23 protein-coding genes and 1 tRNA gene are annotated in these 16,224 nt (G+C 34.7%); 15 read left to right on the forward strand and 9 right to left on the reverse strand.

The window, feature by feature from the left end:
* Positions 1 to 4: 4 nt before the first annotated feature.
* Both EGX96_RS08180 and EGX96_RS08185 read left to right on the forward strand, forming a co-directional pair.
* The gene (locus EGX96_RS08180; RefSeq protein WP_000752457.1) at positions 5 to 1,402 is read left to right on the forward strand and encodes a C69 family dipeptidase; all 1,398 of its coding nucleotides are present in this window, start codon (positions 5 to 7) and stop codon (positions 1,400 to 1,402) included.
* A gap of 141 nt (positions 1,403 to 1,543) precedes the next feature.
* On the forward strand, positions 1,544 to 3,064 hold the full coding sequence (locus tag EGX96_RS08185) for a zinc ABC transporter substrate-binding protein AdcA (protein ID WP_001227406.1): 1,521 nt from the start codon (positions 1,544 to 1,546) through the stop codon (positions 3,062 to 3,064).
* Positions 3,065 to 3,176: 112 nt separating this feature from the next.
* Here the strand turns inward: EGX96_RS08185 and EGX96_RS08190 are convergent, their stop codons facing one another.
* Positions 3,177 to 3,437 (reverse strand): type B 50S ribosomal protein L31, encoded by a 261-nt coding sequence (locus EGX96_RS08190; RefSeq protein ID WP_000710757.1) that lies wholly within the window; start codon positions 3,435 to 3,437, stop codon positions 3,177 to 3,179.
* A gap of 108 nt (positions 3,438 to 3,545) precedes the next feature.
* The gene (locus EGX96_RS08195; RefSeq protein WP_000583238.1) at positions 3,546 to 4,481 is read right to left on the reverse strand and encodes a DHH family phosphoesterase; all 936 of its coding nucleotides are present in this window, start codon (positions 4,479 to 4,481) and stop codon (positions 3,546 to 3,548) included.
* 265 nt (positions 4,482 to 4,746) lie between these two features.
* Between EGX96_RS08195 and add the strand changes: the two genes are divergently transcribed.
* The 6 genes from add to EGX96_RS08225 all read left to right on the forward strand — a co-directional run bounded on the left by add (position 4,747) and on the right by EGX96_RS08225 (position 8,921).
* Positions 4,747 to 5,769 carry an adenosine deaminase gene (add, locus tag EGX96_RS08200; RefSeq protein WP_000189639.1) on the forward strand — a complete coding sequence of 341 codons (1,023 nt, stop codon included), beginning with the start codon at positions 4,747 to 4,749 and terminating at the stop codon, positions 5,767 to 5,769.
* A 58-nt stretch (positions 5,770 to 5,827) separates the two neighbouring features.
* Positions 5,828 to 6,271: a flavodoxin gene (locus EGX96_RS08205; protein ID WP_001162136.1), complete on the forward strand. Its 444-nt coding sequence runs from the start codon at positions 5,828 to 5,830 to the stop codon at positions 6,269 to 6,271.
* Positions 6,272 to 6,347: 76 nt separating this feature from the next.
* Positions 6,348 to 6,623, forward strand: a complete 276-nt coding sequence (locus EGX96_RS08210) for a chorismate mutase (RefSeq protein WP_000418127.1) — start codon at positions 6,348 to 6,350, stop codon at positions 6,621 to 6,623.
* Positions 6,616 to 7,812 (forward strand): voltage-gated chloride channel family protein, encoded by a 1,197-nt coding sequence (locus tag EGX96_RS08215; RefSeq protein WP_000595708.1) that lies wholly within the window; start codon positions 6,616 to 6,618, stop codon positions 7,810 to 7,812. Before EGX96_RS08210 ends, EGX96_RS08215 begins: the two co-directional genes overlap by 8 nt.
* A 579-nt stretch (positions 7,813 to 8,391) precedes the next feature.
* On the forward strand, positions 8,392 to 8,739 hold the full coding sequence (gene rplS, locus EGX96_RS08220) for a 50S ribosomal protein L19 (protein WP_001068667.1): 348 nt from the start codon (positions 8,392 to 8,394) through the stop codon (positions 8,737 to 8,739).
* A gap of 110 nt (positions 8,740 to 8,849) precedes the next feature.
* A tRNA-Arg gene (locus EGX96_RS08225) sits at positions 8,850 to 8,921 on the forward strand.
* A gap of 42 nt (positions 8,922 to 8,963) precedes the next feature.
* Here EGX96_RS08225 and EGX96_RS08230 read toward each other — a convergent pair.
* The 4 genes from EGX96_RS08230 to EGX96_RS08245 form a co-directional block, all read right to left on the reverse strand.
* Complete coding sequence (locus tag EGX96_RS08230) at positions 8,964 to 10,043, reverse strand: tyrosine-type recombinase/integrase (protein WP_000264734.1); 1,080 nt, start codon at positions 10,041 to 10,043, stop codon at positions 8,964 to 8,966.
* A complete protein-coding gene (locus EGX96_RS11105; RefSeq protein WP_001867243.1) occupies positions 10,009 to 10,176 on the reverse strand; it encodes a hypothetical protein in 168 nt (55 codons plus the stop codon). Before EGX96_RS11105 ends, EGX96_RS08230 begins: the two co-directional genes overlap by 35 nt.
* Positions 10,167 to 10,781 carry a hypothetical protein gene (locus EGX96_RS08235; RefSeq protein ID WP_000742866.1) on the reverse strand — a complete coding sequence of 205 codons (615 nt, stop codon included), beginning with the start codon at positions 10,779 to 10,781 and terminating at the stop codon, positions 10,167 to 10,169. Before EGX96_RS08235 ends, EGX96_RS11105 begins: the two co-directional genes overlap by 10 nt.
* 131 nt (positions 10,782 to 10,912) lie before the next feature.
* Positions 10,913 to 11,692: a S24 family peptidase gene (locus tag EGX96_RS08245; RefSeq protein ID WP_000095652.1), complete on the reverse strand. Its 780-nt coding sequence runs from the start codon at positions 11,690 to 11,692 to the stop codon at positions 10,913 to 10,915.
* Positions 11,693 to 12,052: 360 nt separating this feature from the next.
* Here EGX96_RS08245 and EGX96_RS08250 point away from each other — a divergent pair, with 360 nt between their 5' ends.
* A complete protein-coding gene (locus EGX96_RS08250; RefSeq protein WP_000364978.1) occupies positions 12,053 to 12,346 on the forward strand; it encodes an ImmA/IrrE family metallo-endopeptidase in 294 nt (97 codons plus the stop codon).
* Here EGX96_RS08250 and EGX96_RS11110 read toward each other — a convergent pair.
* Positions 12,330 to 12,500 (reverse strand): hypothetical protein, encoded by a 171-nt coding sequence (locus EGX96_RS11110; RefSeq protein WP_001097075.1) that lies wholly within the window; start codon positions 12,498 to 12,500, stop codon positions 12,330 to 12,332. The two genes, EGX96_RS08250 and EGX96_RS11110, sit on opposite strands and share 17 nt — an antisense overlap.
* Positions 12,501 to 12,557: 57 nt before the next feature.
* Here EGX96_RS11110 and EGX96_RS08255 point away from each other — a divergent pair, with 57 nt between their 5' ends.
* Together EGX96_RS08255 and EGX96_RS11115 are read left to right on the forward strand one after the other, a co-directional pair.
* Positions 12,558 to 12,716: a hypothetical protein gene (locus EGX96_RS08255; RefSeq protein WP_001104157.1), complete on the forward strand. Its 159-nt coding sequence runs from the start codon at positions 12,558 to 12,560 to the stop codon at positions 12,714 to 12,716.
* A 30-nt stretch (positions 12,717 to 12,746) separates the two neighbouring features.
* Complete coding sequence (locus tag EGX96_RS11115) at positions 12,747 to 12,917, forward strand: hypothetical protein (RefSeq protein ID WP_017648335.1); 171 nt, start codon at positions 12,747 to 12,749, stop codon at positions 12,915 to 12,917.
* Here EGX96_RS11115 and EGX96_RS08260 read toward each other — a convergent pair.
* Entirely contained in the window at positions 12,898 to 13,776 is an 879-nt protein-coding gene (locus EGX96_RS08260; RefSeq protein WP_000245837.1) for an Abi-alpha family protein, read from the reverse strand. The genes EGX96_RS11115 and EGX96_RS08260 overlap by 20 nt on opposite strands.
* 54 nt (positions 13,777 to 13,830) lie before the next feature.
* On the opposite strand from EGX96_RS08260, the gene EGX96_RS08265 reads away from it, so the two are divergent.
* Positions 13,831 to 14,040 carry a hypothetical protein gene (locus tag EGX96_RS08265; RefSeq protein WP_001247539.1) on the forward strand — a complete coding sequence of 70 codons (210 nt, stop codon included), beginning with the start codon at positions 13,831 to 13,833 and terminating at the stop codon, positions 14,038 to 14,040.
* Here the strand turns inward: EGX96_RS08265 and EGX96_RS08270 are convergent.
* Entirely contained in the window at positions 14,029 to 14,415 is a 387-nt protein-coding gene (locus tag EGX96_RS08270; protein WP_000460827.1) for a hypothetical protein, read from the reverse strand. The two genes, EGX96_RS08265 and EGX96_RS08270, sit on opposite strands and share 12 nt — an antisense overlap.
* A 73-nt stretch (positions 14,416 to 14,488) precedes the next feature.
* Here EGX96_RS08270 and EGX96_RS08275 point away from each other — a divergent pair, with 73 nt between their 5' ends.
* From EGX96_RS08275 to EGX96_RS08285, 3 genes are read left to right on the forward strand one after another with little or no spacing between them, the layout of a single operon-like run.
* Positions 14,489 to 14,695, forward strand: a complete 207-nt coding sequence (locus EGX96_RS08275; RefSeq protein ID WP_000164462.1) for a helix-turn-helix transcriptional regulator — start codon at positions 14,489 to 14,491, stop codon at positions 14,693 to 14,695.
* 53 nt (positions 14,696 to 14,748) lie between these two features.
* A complete protein-coding gene (locus tag EGX96_RS08280) occupies positions 14,749 to 15,708 on the forward strand; it encodes a hypothetical protein (RefSeq protein WP_001156316.1) in 960 nt (319 codons plus the stop codon).
* Positions 15,701 to 16,210 carry an ORF6C domain-containing protein gene (locus tag EGX96_RS08285; RefSeq protein WP_000032141.1) on the forward strand — a complete coding sequence of 170 codons (510 nt, stop codon included), beginning with the start codon at positions 15,701 to 15,703 and terminating at the stop codon, positions 16,208 to 16,210. Before EGX96_RS08280 ends, EGX96_RS08285 begins: the two co-directional genes overlap by 8 nt.
* Positions 16,211 to 16,224 lie beyond the last annotated feature (14 nt).

Here is a 16,224-nt window from a genome sequence, read left to right on the forward strand (position 1 = left end):
TCACATGGCTTGTACAACAATATTGGTTGGTAAAAAGGCTTCTTATGATGGTTCGACTATGATCGCTAGAACGGAAGACTCTGTTAATGGCGATTTCACACCCAAAAAATTAAAGGTAATGACATCTAAAGATCAACCGCGTCATTACAAATCAGTTTTATCAAATTTTGAAGTAGATTTACCAGATAACCCACTTCCTTATACTTCAGTACCGGACGCATTGGGAAAAGATGGTATATGGGGTGAAGCCGGTATTAACAGTAAAAATGTAGCGATGAGTGCTACAGAAACTATTACAACGAATTCCCGCGTTTTGGGTGCAGATCCTTTGGTTTCAGATGGTATAGGGGAAGAGGATATACTCACTTTAGTGCTTCCCTATATTCAGTCAGCGCGAGAAGGTGTGGAGCGTTTAGGTGCTATTTTGGAAAAATATGGAACCTATGAATCAAATGGTATTGCTTTTTCAGATACCGAAGAAATATGGTGGTTAGAAACAATTGGTGGGCATCATTGGATTGCTCGTCGCGTACCTGATGATGTTTATGTTACTAATCCTAACCAACTAGGAATTGATCATTTTGAATTTAATAACTGTGATGACTACATGTGCTCTAGTGATTTGAAAGAGTTTATCGAACAATACCATTTAGATTTGACCTATTCTAATGAGCATTTCAATCCTCGATATGCTTTTGGTAGCCAACGTGATAAAGATCGTCATTACAACACACCAAGAAGTTGGGCAATGCAGCGTTTTTTAAATCCTGAAATTGAACAGGATCCACGTAGCTTGTTTATTCCCTGGTGTCAAAAGCCTTACCGAAAAATTACTGTTGAGGATATTAAATATGTGTTGAGTGATCATTATCAAGACAGTGTGTATGACCCATATGGACCAGAAGGGGATGCGGTAAGTAGGAGAGCTTTTCGTTCAGTTGGTATCAACCGAACTAGTCAAACGTCTATTCTACAATTACGACCAAATAAATCACTTGAAACGACAGGTGTTCAATGGTTATCTTATGGCTCTATGCCATTTGCAACCATGGTGCCGTTGTTTACACAAGTTGAGACTGTACCAAACTATTTTTCGAATACAACCAAGGATGCTTCAACAGATAATTTTTATTGGACCAATCGTTTAATTGCAGCTCTAGCAGATCCACACTTTTATCAACATGAAGCTGATATTGAAAGCTATATCGAGAGAACGATGGCTCAAGGACATGCACATATTAACGGTGTTGATAGAGAAGTTGCTGAGAATAAAGAGATTGATTTTCAACAGAAAAATCAAGAAATGAGTGACTATATCCAAAAAGAAAGCCAAGAATTGTTAAATCGTATTCTATTTGATGCAAGTAATTTAATGACAAATCGCTTTTCAATGGGAGATTAAAAAACTCGGAATATTTTCCGGGTTTTTTAAGATAAAAACGCTTGCATAAGTATATAAAACTTGCAAAAAAAAAATATCGTGCTATACTTTACTAGTAAAATATTAACCGGTAAATAACGGGTTAAATAAAAAGGAGAAAAAATGAGAAAGAAATTTCTTTTATTGATGAGCTTTGTAGCTATGTTTGCAGCTTGGCAACTTGTTCAAGTTAAACAAGTTTGGGCTGATAGTAAACTTAAAGTGGTAACAACTTTTTACCCAGTTTATGAGTTTACAAAAAATGTCGTTGGTGATAAAGCTGATGTATCTATGTTAATTAAAGCAGGTACAGAACCGCATGATTTTGAACCATCAACTAAAAACATCGCTGCCATCCAAGATTCAAATGCTTTTGTTTACATGGATGATAACATGGAAACTTGGGCTCCAAAAGTAGCTAAGTCAGTTAAATCCAAAAAAGTAACAACTATTAAAGGTACTGGCGATATGTTACTTACTAAAGGCGTCGAAGAAGAAGGTGAAGAACATGAAGGACATGGTCATGAAGGGCATCATCATGAACTTGACCCACACGTATGGTTGTCTCCAGAACGTGCGATTTCTGTTGTAGAAAACATCCGTAATAAATTTGTCAAAGCTTATCCAAAAGATGCAGCTTCATTTAACAAAAATGCAGATGCTTACATTGCAAAATTAAAAGAGCTTGACAAAGAATACAAAAATGGTTTGTCAAATGCTAAACAAAAGAGTTTTGTGACTCAACACGCAGCGTTTGGTTACATGGCGCTTGATTACGGTTTAAATCAAGTTCCAATTGCTGGTCTTACTCCAGATGCAGAACCTTCATCAAAACGTTTAGGCGAATTAGCTAAATACATCAAGAAATATAACATCAACTACATTTATTTTGAAGAAAATGCTTCAAATAAAGTTGCTAAAACTTTAGCAGATGAAGTTGGCGTGAAAACAGCTGTGCTTAGTCCACTTGAAGGACTTTCTAAAAAAGAAATGGCAGCTGGCGAAGATTACTTCTCAGTTATGAGACGTAATTTGAAAGTTCTTAAAAAGACAACAGATGTTGCAGGTAAAGAAGTAGCTCCTGAAGAAGATAAAACTAAAACAGTTGAAACAGGTTACTTTAAAACTAAAGATGTTAAAGACCGTAAATTGACAGATTACTCTGGTAATTGGCAATCAGTATATCCTCTTCTTCAAGATGGGACACTTGATCCAGTTTGGGATTACAAAGCTAAATCTAAAAAAGATATGACTGCTGCAGAGTACAAAAAATATTATACAGCAGGTTACAAGACTGACGTAGAATCAATCAAGATTGATGGTAAAAAACATCAAATGACCTTTGTACGTAATGGTAAATCACAAACATTTACATACAAATATGCAGGTTACAAAATCTTAACTTATAAAAAAGGTAATCGTGGAGTACGTTATCTCTTTGAAGCTAAAGAAAAAGATGCTGGTCAATTCAAATATATCCAATTTAGTGACCATGGTATTAAACCGAATAAAGCTGAACACTTCCATATCTTCTGGGGTTCAGAAAGCCAAGAAAAATTATTTGAGGAAATGGAAAACTGGCCAACATACTTCCCAGCTAAAATGTCTGGACGTGAAGTTGCCCAAGACCTTATGTCTCATTAATATTTAAAAGATGATATCGGATACGATATCATCTTTTTTTCTTTGTACGTGATAGGCTCAAACATAGAAAAAAGCACTTCTAATAGAAGTGCTTTTAAAATTAATGCTATGCTTATTGAGCAGCGTTTGCGTCTTTGAGACCATATTTTTTGTTGAAACGGTCCACACGTCCATCTGCTTGAGTGAATTTTTGACGTCCTGTATAGAATGGATGTGAATCTGATGAGATTTCCACACGAATAAGTGGGTAAGTTTCACCTTCGAATTCTACTGTTTCTTTAGTTGATTTAGTTGAACCACTAAGGAATTTGTAACCTGTAGTTGTATCTAAGAAAACAACTGGACGATAATCTGGATGGATGTCTTTTTTCATCTTTAAAAATTTCCTTTCTGCCATAACTCGTCTGAGTCATAGTTATTAACCACTCTATTCTATCAAATAAGAATAGTCTTGACAAGTGTTTTGATAAAAAAAGTAAAATTATAAAGAAAGTATTTCCTGGATTTCTTGGTAAATAGCTTGATTCTCTTCCAAACTATAAGAATTAGCTCCGCTGGCTAAAGGATGTCCGCCACCATTATGACGTTTAGCTATTTCATTAATGATGTGTGACTTACTACGTAGGCGCACACGATAATGCCCATCGCTTTGTTCAACGAAAATTGCCCAACTTTCTACAATATCAATTTTTCCAGGTACACCAACGATTGCAGCAGTCTCTGCATCTGTTACATCGAAGCGTTTTAGGTCTTCTTGTGTTAAAGTAACGCATGCAGCGCCGTTCTTGTCAATTTTAAGTTGCTCAAAAATAAAGCCTTGTAATTTTGCAATTTTGAAAGGAAAGGAATCCATTTGACGTGCCATTGCAGAAAAATCAAAGTCAAATTCACGAAGTTTGCTAGCAATCTTCAGTGTTTTACTTGTGGTAGCAGGATATAAAAAGCGTCCTGTATCTCCTACAATACCATTATATAGAACTCTTGCTGCACTTGTTGATAACAACAAATCACAAGAAAGAGCAAAGTCTGTCACAATTTCACTTGCACTAGAGGCGTTAGTATCTACATAAGAGAGATCTCCATAGACTTCATCGTTTGGATGATGGTCAATTTTAATTAAAAAGTCACCTTTTTTATAACGTTCATCATCAATGCGTGGGGTATTTGCTGTATCTGTAACAACAACAAGAGCGCCTTGATAGTCTTGGTCGGTCACTTGATCCATTTTAGCAATCCAAGCGAGAGTGGGTTCGTCAAAACCAGTAGCAAGTACTTTTTTCTTTGGAAAATTATGCCTGATGATATCCCTTAAGCCGATTTGGCTACCAAGAGCATCAGGGTCTGGTCTCATATGTCGATGGATAATGATGGTGTCGTACTCTTTGATTTTATCAAGAATTTGTTGAAAAATAATCATTTTTTACCTACCTAACTGTTTTGTCTTTTAGTGAAGAACAAGGCTATATTGTTGACTATATTATAGCTTAAATCTTTTATTGAGGAAAGAAATTAAGATAGCGGTCACAATGTTTGTTTATTTTTATATGATGGTATGTTATTTTTTTATAAAATTCGGATACTGCTAACTAATAATCTTTTTTATAATAATATTTTGTAAATGTATTGCTTTTTAGCTAACTTTTGTTAATATAGTAAAAATGCTTTTTAATAGGAGATAAATTATGACACAAGCAGTATTAAAAGAATTGGCTAAGGCGGAGTTGCATTGTCATCTAGATGGCTCACTTTCTTTACCAGCTATTAGAAAATTGGCTAATATGGCTGATATAATACTGCCGAGTAGTGATAAAGAATTAAGAAAATATGTTATAGCTCCAGCTCAAACAGAAAGCTTGGTAGATTACCTTAAAACGTTTGAGTTTATCAGACCGCTTCTTCAAACGAAGGAAGCATTACGTTTTGCTGCTTATGATGTTGCTAGACAGGCAGCTTTAGAAAATGTTATTTATATTGAGATTCGTTTTGCGCCAGAACTCTCTATGGATAAAGGTTTAACTGCAAGTGATACAGTCCTTGCAGTCTTAGAAGGTTTAGCAGACGCTCAGAAAGAATTTAATATCGTTGCACGCGCCCTTGTTTGCGGTATGCGCCAATCGTCTCATAAAACGACCAAGGACATTATTAAACACATTGTTGATTTGGCTCCCAAAGGCCTGGTAGGTTTTGATTTTGCAGGTGATGAATTTTCCTATCCAACAGATAGTTTAGTAGATCTTATTCAGGAAGTAAAACGCTCAGGTTACCCGATGACTTTACATGCAGGTGAGTGTGGTTGTGCTAAGCATATTGCGGATAGTTTAAATTTAGGGATTAAGCGTATGGGACATGTGACAGCTTTAACAGGACAGAGGGATTTAATAAAGCGATTTGTCGAAGAAGATGCTGTAGCAGAGATGTGTTTAACTAGCAATTTACAAACAAAAGCAGCCTCAAGTATTCAAAGTTTTCCTTATCAAGAACTTTATGATGCTGGAGGTAAGATTACAATTAATACAGATAATCGTACTGTTTCCGATACAAATTTGACGAAAGAATATAGTCTTTTCGTAACTTATTTTGGAACGAAAATAGAAGACTTTCTTGTTTTCAATCAAAACGCTGTGAAGGCCTCCTTTACAAGTGATTCAGAGAAAGATACTTTACTACATAAGCTACAAGAAAACTATGACAGCTATCTAAAATAACCTTCACGATTCTTTAAAAATATGATAGAATAGTGGTAATTTACAAGTGGAGGAAGATATGGCTTTAGCAAAGATTGTTTATGCTAGCATGACCGGAAATACTGAAGAAATTGCTGACATTGTTGCTGATAAATTACGTGACTTGGGTCTAGATGTTGAAGTAGAAGAGTGTACGATGGTTGATGCTGCAGATTTTGAAGATGCTGACATTGCAATTGTTGCCACTTATACATATGGTGATGGAGATTTACCAGATGAAATCGTGGACTTTTATGAAGATTTAGCAGAGGTTGATTTATCTGGTAAAGTTTACGGCGTAGTGGGTTCAGGTGATACTTTCTATGATTACTTCTGCAAATCTGTTGATGAGTTCGAGGCTCAATTCGCATTAACAGGAGCACAAAAAGGTGCTGATTGTGTTAAAGTTGATTTAGCGGCAGAAGACGAAGACATTGAAAACTTAGAAGCTTTTGCTGAAGAAATTGCTTCTAAACTTAACTAAGCTACCAAAAAGACGAACACGAGTCGTCTTTTTAACTTTTTTACCATCTTTTGTAACTAGAATATGAGATATAGATATGGAATTAGAAGAGATTCGTCAAGAAATAGATGAAATAGATCAGCAATTAGTAAGCCTTTTAGAAACTAGAATGGGTCTAATTTTAGAGGTCATAGCATTTAAAAAGAAACATCGACTTCCAGTTTTAGATAATAATCGTGAAAACGAAGTGCTTAACAATGTATTGAAGAAAGTCCAAAACCATCAATTTGACGATGTGATACGAGCAACTTTCAAAGACATTATGACAGAATCTCGTGTTTATCAAAAGGAGAATATTGTAGACGGTGATTAAACGATTTGATAATTATGCTCAGTACGTACTTGTTTTAGGTTTTAGCTTACTAATTGGTGGTGTGGTTGGGGCTATTACAGCAGTCTTTGGACGTGTTCTATTATTCCTGACAGCCTTTAGAAGTGATTATATAGCTTACCTACTCCCTTTTCTTAGCATTGTTGGTTTATTTATAGTTTTTGTCTATCAAAAATTTGGGGGTAAGAGTGTTAAAGGGATGGGATTGGTATTTGAAGTAGGTCATGGTAATGAGGAGACTATTCCGAAACGTCTTGTTCCTCTCGTGATATTAACAACTTGGTTAACCCACTTATTTGGTGGTAGTGCAGGTCGTGAGGGGGTTGCTGTACAGATTGGGGCTACCGTTTCACACTACTTTCAAAAATATTGCCGTTTACAAAACGCTTCTCAACTTTTCCTAGTAATGGGAATGGCAGCAGGTTTTGCTGGTTTATTTCAGACTCCTTTAGCTGCTACTTTTTTTGCGATTGAAGTTTTGGTAGTAGGTCGTTTAATGGTTTCGTATGTATTACCAAGTTTAATTGCTGCCCTGACAGCAAATTTCGTCTCACATTCTTTAGGTTTAGAAAAATTTTCTCATAGTATAGCAACATCAATGGCGTTAACACCAGATATTATTCTAAAATTATTGGTTTTAGGACTATGTTTTGGTCTGTGTGGTAATTTATTTGCTTATTTATTGGCTAAAGCTAAATTAATTGCTTCTAGTAGGTTGCTAAACCCATATAAACGGATTTTCACACTTGGATTGTTAGCTACTTTTTTATTGTTTATCTTCCATTTTGGACGATATTCAGGACTGGGAACAAATCTAATTGAGGCTAGCTTCACTAATAAGAACCTTTATGATTATGATTGGTTGTTAAAATTGTGTTTGACAGTTATTACTTTGGCTGCAGGTTATCAGGGAGGAGAAGTAACTCCCTTATTTGCAATCGGAGCAAGTTTAGGAGTGATTATTGCGCCCATTTTAGGTTTGCCAGTTATTTTAGTTGCTGCTTTAGGCTATACTAGCGTTTTTGGGAGTGCAACGAATACTCTGTTAGGTCCTATCTTAATAGGAGGCGAAGTCTTTGGCTTTGCCAACACTCCTTATTTTGTTATTGTATGTCTTGTTGCTTACTCCATATCACATGCTCATACGATTTATGGTGCTCAATCTAGATAGTTAGTGATGAGTTTTAAAAGAGTTTATCAGTTTGTAGAACGGAATATTCCGTTCTCTTTTTTATTCTCTTAAAGTTTATAAAAATGGAGTTTGTCAATTTTATGAATGCAAAAATTATGTGGCTAATATAATTTCTTCAAAGAAATTGATTTTATGATTGTCATTAAAATACTGTAAAATCCAATTGAATGTGTAGGAACTTAGGTTAGGATAATGTCTACAAGCATTTAAGTCGCGATGGTGAAATGCATTATAAGATAAAAAGTTGATGTGGATTTCAACTTTATGGGAAAGAGTTAAGTGACACGAAAGCTAATATAGAAAACGTAGCTTAAAAAATCAAATATTAAATGAATTAAACTCTCAAAAATCAGAAAAAAGCTAACCTAGAAACAGTAAATCAAATTTAAATAATATACAAATAACTATTCTAAAGGATGACACCTTGTTCTTCTAGATAAAATAGCTTTACAAGTAGGTTAAAATTTGGTAGAATTGTGAGAGTGTGTGATGGACGCACAAAAAACGGCTAATCCGCTGAGACAAGTACTTAAGATTAGTAAGAGAAGGAGAATAAAAATGAATCCATTAATTCAAAGTTTGACAGAAGGTCAACTTCGTTCTGATATCCCTGAGTTCCGTGCTGGTGATACTGTACGTGTTCACGCTAAAGTTGTCGAAGGTACTCGCGAACGTATTCAGATCTTTGAAGGTGTTGTTATCTCACGTAAAGGTCAAGGAATCTCAGAAATGTACACAGTACGTAAAATTTCTGGTGGTATCGGTGTAGAGCGTACATTCCCAATTCACACTCCTCGTGTTGATAAAATCGAAGTTGTTCGTTATGGTAAAGTACGTCGTGCTAAACTTTACTACTTACGCGCATTGCAAGGTAAAGCTGCACGTATTAAAGAAATCCGTCGTTAATTTTGATGATCAGATTTTAAAAATGCTTGGTTGTTTGAGGATAGTAACTATGTTTTAAAACTGGACAACCAAGACGTAAAAAATCTGCCTGTGGGCAGTTTTTTTACTAGGTCCCCTTAGTTCAATGGATATAACAACTCCCTCCTAAGGAGTAATTGCTGGTTCGATTCCGGCAGGGGACATGTAAATAACGTCAAAAGCCTTTGTATTAAAGGCTTTTTGTTTTATTCCGATTTTAAAAGGGGCACAAAAGGGGCAGTTTGTTTATTTATAATTTCTTTCATATTTACAGTTGTGTGACTGTAAATAGATAATGTTGTTTTTGGATCGCTGTGACCAACTCTATCCATTATCGCATTTAGCGGTATCCCTTTTTCTGCTAAAAATGATATATGCGAGTGTCTAAATAAGTGCGTGTGATAATCTCCATAAATTTTCAATCGCTTATTGATGTACGCGTTTAAAATCGGTACACCGTTCGAATTTGGAAAGACGAATGAACTTGTCTTTTTCTGTCTATTGACGATATCTAAAATATTATCTGATACAGATATTTTGCGTGTTGATTTTTTGGTCTTGGTCGTAGTGATTTCTCGTGTGTTAAAATCGTAAGTTGCATTAATCAGAATTTCTTTATTTTCAAAATCTATTTTGTCGTAAGTCAGACAAGCTAATTCTCCATACCGTACACCCGTCAAAAACATGAATAAAACGATGTCTGCGAGCGTTTGTTCATCATTGTCTATCATTCTATTGCACAGGTCGTAAACCTCGTTAGATGTTAAATAAAGCACCTTTTCAGGCTTGTAATCATCCTTTGGTTTGGGAACTAAGACGTTCTCCGTCGGATTACTTGTCATATAGTCCATTTGTATCGCATAAGAAAATATAGCATGCAATCTCTTTCTACATTTATGCGTAACATGATACGAATTGTGTTTTAATAGTTTATCAATGATTAGTCTAATATCACGTTTAGTCAACTTGTTGATAATTGTATCATCTGGTAACACGGTTGCTATATGACTGTCAGATACTAAATAACCACGTTTTGTGGAGTCTTTGACGGTCGGTATCCATTGCTTTAGATATTCCTTTTTAAGTTCTCCGTAAGTCATTTCTGAGTGATTTCTGATAGCGAGCCTATCTTCAATCTTTTCCTGCAATATTAAACCAGCTTTTTTCTGAGCTTGACTAGAATTTTTATCTAGTGTCACAGATACTTTTTTGTACTTATTTGTTAGAGGGTCAGTATATCTTTCGATATATTTAAATTTCCCGTTGGCTAGCTCCTCTATCCACATTGTTTTTTACCTCATTTTCTGTTAAAATAGGTATGGTAAAAGCCCCTCCCAAAAAGCAGGTTTTTACTATACTAGAATTTGCCTCACGCTCTCCTTGGACAAAATTTGAGCGTGGGGCTTTTTTTATTTCCATAATCCTGAGTTATATCTCACTTTGATATCTTTAATCTTGCTGTTTGTCCCAAAAACAATACTAGCCGCTGCTGTTTCTCCATCTTTTACAACAACGCTATATCCGTCATTATCTAAATTTTCGCTGATAACTGAATCAAAAGAAATAGTTTCATCTCCATTGTAGGCGAAAATATCTCTTGTATCAAAACCTTTTGTTTCCCCAGTTGTATTTTTGAATTCTATCGGCACAATGATTTTATTTTTGAAATCTGTTGTTGTTGCTAACATTCTTGTTTTGTCATTATTTGGTTTATTTATAGTTAAGTAACCTCCACCCAATTTAACTTCATCACCAAAAGACGATACAACTTGATCTTTATTAAGATAAAATTTAATAGCTCTGACAGACAATTCTTCGTCAAAACGACTGGTAAAATCGGATATGGTTTTCCTAATACCTGACGTCGTTTTATTTTCTTGAGTTTTTTCTAATTTTGCTATTTTCTTCTCGTTAACAATATTAGTCTCTGCCAATCTGTAAATGACAAAAAACGAAAATCCTAAAACTAATAGTAGTATAGCGTGTGTCCAAAAATACCACTTTTTATAAAAAGGTTTTTTCATATCATAAATCTCCTAAATTAAATTTTTAAACTCATTTACTACCATCGCTTCATCGCAGATGGTGTTTAACCTATACGCTTTCATAAATCTATAAACATTAAAATCTTCTATGTCGTCAAGTTTTCCACAGACTACCCTTCTCTATAAATATCTACCACCTCACCAATGGTTCTGAAATCATCTCCTTCAGCTGGTGTGATGTCAGCATACTTTGGATTAAGTGACTGGAGGTAGTCGTTCTTTAATTTCTTGACATAGTTTTCACCGTTAACTTGGAAAATACCAATTTTGTTAATGTCAACTTGATCAGCCAGCTTAATAAATAAAAAGTCGCCATTTTTTATTTTTGGTTCCATTGAGTGACCGACAACAACCGCAACGGTGTCATAGTTTTTTTCATCTGGTATTTCATCAGCGTAGAAGTCAACCTCTGTGTCATAGTCATCCTCTTGCCAATATCCAGTACCAGCAGACACTTTACCGGGTACAGATAGACTTACACGTTTTCTGGAGCCGTATTCTGCCATCTTCTCTTGCAAGTTTATCACTTTGCCTTGTTCCTCAGATAAAAGTGTCTCAGATATAGCCAGCAACTTATTCTTTCGTACGTTGTTAAGTTTTGAATAGTTAGATAAGAGAATTGCTTGCCTTGGATCAAAGTTGACTTTGGAAGTTGCTCCATTAGTAGAGTGTTCTTCAATCAAATCTGACTTGTTAATTGAAAAGTATTCAGCCAAAAGTTCTATTTTCCCTATTCGTGGATAAGTTATACCCTTGAGCCAATCTCTAACCGTAGTATACTTCAGTCCTAAGTCTGCACATAGTGTATTTCTGTCTACTCTTTTTCGCTCCATATAAAATGCAAGGTTTTTAGAAAATATCTCTTTGTTCTCTAATTTTTTTGAAGACATTTTTGCACCTCCTTATAATGTATATATTACGGCAAAAACGCAAAAAAGTAAATAAAAAAATTAAAAAACCGTAAAAAAACGCAAAAAAATACTTGACATTGCGGTTTAACCGCAGTATAATATAATCAAGCTTAAGGAATTAAGCAAAACGAAAGGAGGTACAGCTAATGAAATCTAGGCTAAACAAAAAGCCTAAACACAAAGAAGTCGAGTTGGAAATTCACATTCTTTGGTTTAAGCTCAAAATCAAATATCTGATTACATGGTAATCGGATAGGGGGGTGAAATTCCCCCACCCCTAATGGGGTAAGTTTAGTTTAGCACATTGGCTGTATCTCTGCAAGAATGAAAGGAGAGTAAATGGATTTATTGAAAGTAGGTGGCATGACCTATAACGTTGTTATTCAGGAGCATTTCAAAGCTTATGATGATGATAGAAATCTCTGGGGGTATTGTGATTACGAACAACAAATCATATATATTCGTGAGTCATTATCAGAGCAAAAGAAAAAGCAAGTGCTAGTCCACGAACTAACACATGCTATTCTACATGAAGTTGGCTACAAAGAACAAGATGAAGAACTTGTTAGTCGTTTTTCAATCGGTCTGCATCAGGTTCTTAAAGATAATCCAACGCTTACTTTTCAGTCCTAACACCTTTGAACTTTCCACCAGTAGTTTTCGTGTCCATAAACTTGCCAGTAGATGTGTCACGCTTGGTATAAAGTCCAGTTTTAGGGTTATGAGACTGAGAGCGACCTTTGACGGCTCCGATACGACCGCCGCCTTTAGGTCCATTTTTCGCCATGACTTATCCTCCTTTCCACTAGGATAAGTTGATTATAACATTTTTAGGAGGTACAAAATGAATTGGAAAAAACTAATGCTAGGCGATTTAGAACACACGTTTACTAGTCGTAATGGCAAAGAAAAAACAAGTATTGAATTTGAAGGCGGCGTATTGCCAGCGCTATTGGTGCTAGGTGGTATCACTTGGCTGATCGCTTGGCTTATTACAAAATAAAAACTCCCATGAGGGAGTAGGAGGAAAATTATGATATTAAAAATTATTTTAATCTCATTCTTTACATCATTTATTACGTCATTATTTGTTACTAAAGGACTCATTGGAGTATTGTCTGATTCTTGGTTAAAAATATCGGAGCAAAATTATAAAAATTCTGAAGATATTATAAAAAGTGTAATTAAAGATCGTCTTCGGTAAATAAAATATCACTTCCATTAATAAGAGTATCTTTTAATTCATTCCCTAATGTCGTAAGACAATATACTTTATGCTCAACTGAAATAATCGTCTTCGGTGTGGAATATTCGTTTTCTTTAAGTAATTTCTGAACAGTTTCATCATTTTCAAGTGAAAATTTTTTAATGCTTGGAATAAATTGGTGACAATAAAAATTGGGATCAGGTGCAATTATTCCTTTACTAACTAAAAATTGAATTTCGGTTTCAATATTATCTTGGTAAAAATCAATGCCGTTATTGTACATTTCTTCCATTTCTGTGGGTTGTTCATAATTCCGAGTTGCTTCAAAATTATGAGGATAGATCCCTTTATAATATTTACTATCCCAATACCAGTTATATAAATTTGGATTTGAAAATAAATGATTACTACTTTGAATATTAATTTCAAATATAAAACGATTCGAAAAAAAGTATTGTAATAGTTTTGCATCTGAAGACGACATTTCTTTTAGTATAGAAGAATAAATAGGTTTGACAGTTTTTCTTTTATCCATACTTGATGCAATAAGTGAAGCGAATAAATTGCAAAAATCTTCATTAGATAATTTGTAAATAGAATCTTCCACTATCTGTGCGATTAATAATTTATTTTCATCAGAAAAATATTCTTCAGGTATTTGCTTTGTAGTTTTAGCAGTAGCATTTACTAAGTAATCGACTTTTGCTTTATCTTGTATGCCTTGTTCTATTTGCGGACCTAAAAAGTAGACAATAATCGAATAAAGGGCATATGAAATTGGTTCTAAAACGTTTTTAATGGGTTTTAGAGTATCGTCAGCATTAAGATAGAAATTGTTATTTAAATCATTAACCATATTTTCACCTCGACATTTTTATTTCAATTATACCACAGAAAGGAGGTGGAATAGATGCGCCCCAAAAAATATCCGTATAGCCAAAAAAACTATCCAGCGCCGAAGCTTCATAACATCATTGAAACCGATAATCATTTCTTGATAGATGATAAAAGGATTCATTATGTTATTGAAGATTCTGTAAAGACAAAAACCCTTGGCGATGGCTATGTTGAAGTAACACTTTCCATAATTGCCAAGAGTTTTACAAAATCACAAGGTTAGTTTGGCGATAGTCCTTGTGATAGAAGTTGGTGTAAGAGGGATACCTTCTTCTTTAAGGATATTCTTTAAACGGCTCGAAAAATTATTATCTTTAAGACTTTGAAGATATAAGTAACCAGTTGTTGTTACGCCATCGAAAAAATAGAAAGTAATATCTTTTGTTGGGCGACGTTTTCCTTTTATCAAGCAATCATCAAGTAAATTATCAATTACTTCTAAAGTGCCTGATATTACAATGTTTTTATCTAAGTCTTTAGAGAATTTTACAAATTCACTGTTAAGACTTAGATTATCAAATAAGCTATAAGCGTCGTCTGGTTTGGTTTCCACAAAGGTTTCCAAGACAATTGTATAAAGTTTGAAATAGTCAAACATCACATTCACCTCCTTTCTGCTCACATTATAGCAGATTAGAGGTACTAAAAACAGATAGAAAGGGGGTGGGAGAATGACGAAAATGACGTTGAAAGCTTTAAGAGCAACAAAAAACTGGAGTCAAGAAGAGGCTGCAAGAGCTTTGAAAGTTTCCAAAGATACATGGGGCAACTGGGAAAGAGGTAATACAGAGCCAAGTGTTACAAAGGCTTATCAAATTGCCTATATATTCGATATATCATTAGATGATATTATTTTTTTACCAAACATTGCGGTTTAAACGCAAACTCTTAGAAATAGAACAAAACTAACACAACACTAGAAAGGAGAAAAATGCAGGAAATAACAACACAAAATGATTTTGACTATTCACTTGTTGATTTTGAAACTCAAGAATTTTTACAAGAGCGTTCAAATATTATCTATGGAATTCAAAGCAAAAGCGCTTATGAAATAGGTAAGCAACTTGTTAAAGCTCAAGAAGTTTTGGCAAAAAATAGATATGGTTGTTTTGAAGAGTGGTATTCAAGCCTTGGATTTAGAAAAACAAAAGCTTATGAGTACATTAATCATTATAATTTCATTCGTTCGCAAAGCGAACAATTGAATATCGAAACATTTGAAGAACTTCCAAAAAAGCTTCAATCAGAAATGTCAAAGCCGTCTGCCAATCCAGAACTCAATCAAAAAGTCTTTGATGGGGATATTACAACTCATAAGCAATACAAAGAGTTAGAACGCCAACTCAAACTAGCAGAAGCTGACAAAGAACGGTTAAAACAACAAAATGAGAGACTAGCCGAACAAGCCTTGAGTGCTAAAGTCGTTGAAAAAGAAGTCGTAATCGAAAAAGTTCCAGATGATTATGAATCTACAAAGCAACTTAACCGGACTTTACTAGATAAAAATAAAGAGCTTTCCACAACACTTGAAGAAGCTGAATGGGAGCTAGATAGTAAAAAGCTTGAGTTATCGACAATAAAGCTTGAGTCACAACGAGCTATTGAAGTAACAAACCAGATTCGTCACCTCGAGGGCAAAAAAGAAAAACTTGAGAACCTTGTTACTTCGATAAGTGAGCTGTCCTCAATCATTAGTGACGTGCAAAACTTCTTCGATACGAAAATGGCGCCACTTCGTTTTAAGCCAATTATCAACAATGTCAATGCACATTATTCAGTTACGGAAGTAACCAAGATGGTTAACACAGTCCAGTCTTGGTGTGATGAAATGTACAAAATCATTCCATCCGGGAATAGAAAAATTATAGAAGAGGTAATAATCAATGAGTAAAGAATTATCAAAAATGAACGAAAAAGACGCTCTTGAAGTCGTCAAAGGAATGACGCTTGAAGATATGATGATTGAGGTTTTATCTTCTCAAAAGCAAGTAAAAGCTTCCCAAGAAGCCATTAAAAAAGATGTTGAAGAAGTTCGGTCTTTAGCAATTGAAATTGATAAAAAAGTCCACATCGACGATGTAGAAGCTAGTGAAATCAAAAGTATTATCAGCAAACAAGCTTATGGTTTTGCTAAAGAATATTTTGACGCATCAGGTAAAATCGCTAGTCAAAACCTATTTGCATCTAAAAAAGGTCAGTTCATCCGTTTGCAACATTCACGATTGAAACATCATTTCAATGTGACGAAGTACACTCATATCAAACATACAGAAGCAGAAAAAGCGTTCTCTTATTTAAAATCACTAACATTTGACAGTTTCTCATTGTTTGAAATTCGTGAAACACCAAAACAAAAAGAAATTATCGCTTTAGAAAAAGGCGATGTAGCTTAGAAAGGAGAAGGGAT

Origin of the sequence: Streptococcus sp. FDAARGOS_520 (assembly GCF_003812685.1) — a bacterium.
Lineage (GTDB): Bacteria > Bacillota > Bacilli > Lactobacillales > Streptococcaceae > Streptococcus > Streptococcus agalactiae.

Bases quoted from the DNA above. Each gene is read 5' to 3' on its own strand.
- EGX96_RS08185 (WP_001227406.1), top strand. From the start codon at position 1,544: ATGAGAAAGAAATTTCTTTTATTGATGAGCTTTGTAGCTATGTTTGCA.
- EGX96_RS08270 (WP_000460827.1), bottom strand. From the start codon at position 14,415: ATGTTTGACTATTTCAAACTTTATACAATTGTCTTGGAAACCTTTGTG.
- EGX96_RS08250 (WP_000364978.1), top strand. From the start codon at position 12,053: ATGGATTTATTGAAAGTAGGTGGCATGACCTATAACGTTGTTATTCAG.
- EGX96_RS08255 (WP_001104157.1), top strand. From the start codon at position 12,558: ATGAATTGGAAAAAACTAATGCTAGGCGATTTAGAACACACGTTTACT.
- EGX96_RS08190 (WP_000710757.1), bottom strand. From the start codon at position 3,437: ATGAAAAAAGACATCCATCCAGATTATCGTCCAGTTGTTTTCTTAGAT.
- EGX96_RS08205 (WP_001162136.1), top strand. From the start codon at position 5,828: ATGGCTTTAGCAAAGATTGTTTATGCTAGCATGACCGGAAATACTGAA.
- EGX96_RS08285 (WP_000032141.1), top strand. From the start codon at position 15,701: ATGAGTAAAGAATTATCAAAAATGAACGAAAAAGACGCTCTTGAAGTC.
- EGX96_RS08260 (WP_000245837.1), bottom strand. From the start codon at position 13,776: ATGGTTAATGATTTAAATAACAATTTCTATCTTAATGCTGACGATACT.
- EGX96_RS08195 (WP_000583238.1), bottom strand. From the start codon at position 4,481: ATGATTATTTTTCAACAAATTCTTGATAAAATCAAAGAGTACGACACC.
- EGX96_RS08275 (WP_000164462.1), top strand. From the start codon at position 14,489: ATGACGAAAATGACGTTGAAAGCTTTAAGAGCAACAAAAAACTGGAGT.
- EGX96_RS08280 (WP_001156316.1), top strand. From the start codon at position 14,749: ATGCAGGAAATAACAACACAAAATGATTTTGACTATTCACTTGTTGAT.
- EGX96_RS08235 (WP_000742866.1), bottom strand. From the start codon at position 10,781: ATGAAAAAACCTTTTTATAAAAAGTGGTATTTTTGGACACACGCTATA.
- EGX96_RS11105 (WP_001867243.1), bottom strand. From the start codon at position 10,176: ATGGAAATAAAAAAAGCCCCACGCTCAAATTTTGTCCAAGGAGAGCGT.
- rplS (WP_001068667.1), top strand. From the start codon at position 8,392: ATGAATCCATTAATTCAAAGTTTGACAGAAGGTCAACTTCGTTCTGAT.
- add (WP_000189639.1), top strand. From the start codon at position 4,747: ATGACACAAGCAGTATTAAAAGAATTGGCTAAGGCGGAGTTGCATTGT.
- EGX96_RS11110 (WP_001097075.1), bottom strand. From the start codon at position 12,500: ATGGCGAAAAATGGACCTAAAGGCGGCGGTCGTATCGGAGCCGTCAAA.
- EGX96_RS08230 (WP_000264734.1), bottom strand. From the start codon at position 10,043: ATGTGGATAGAGGAGCTAGCCAACGGGAAATTTAAATATATCGAAAGA.
- EGX96_RS08210 (WP_000418127.1), top strand. From the start codon at position 6,348: ATGGAATTAGAAGAGATTCGTCAAGAAATAGATGAAATAGATCAGCAA.
- EGX96_RS08245 (WP_000095652.1), bottom strand. From the start codon at position 11,692: ATGTCTTCAAAAAAATTAGAGAACAAAGAGATATTTTCTAAAAACCTT.
- EGX96_RS08180 (WP_000752457.1), top strand. From the start codon at position 5: ATGGCTTGTACAACAATATTGGTTGGTAAAAAGGCTTCTTATGATGGT.
- EGX96_RS08265 (WP_001247539.1), top strand. From the start codon at position 13,831: ATGCGCCCCAAAAAATATCCGTATAGCCAAAAAAACTATCCAGCGCCG.
- EGX96_RS11115 (WP_017648335.1), top strand. From the start codon at position 12,747: ATGATATTAAAAATTATTTTAATCTCATTCTTTACATCATTTATTACG.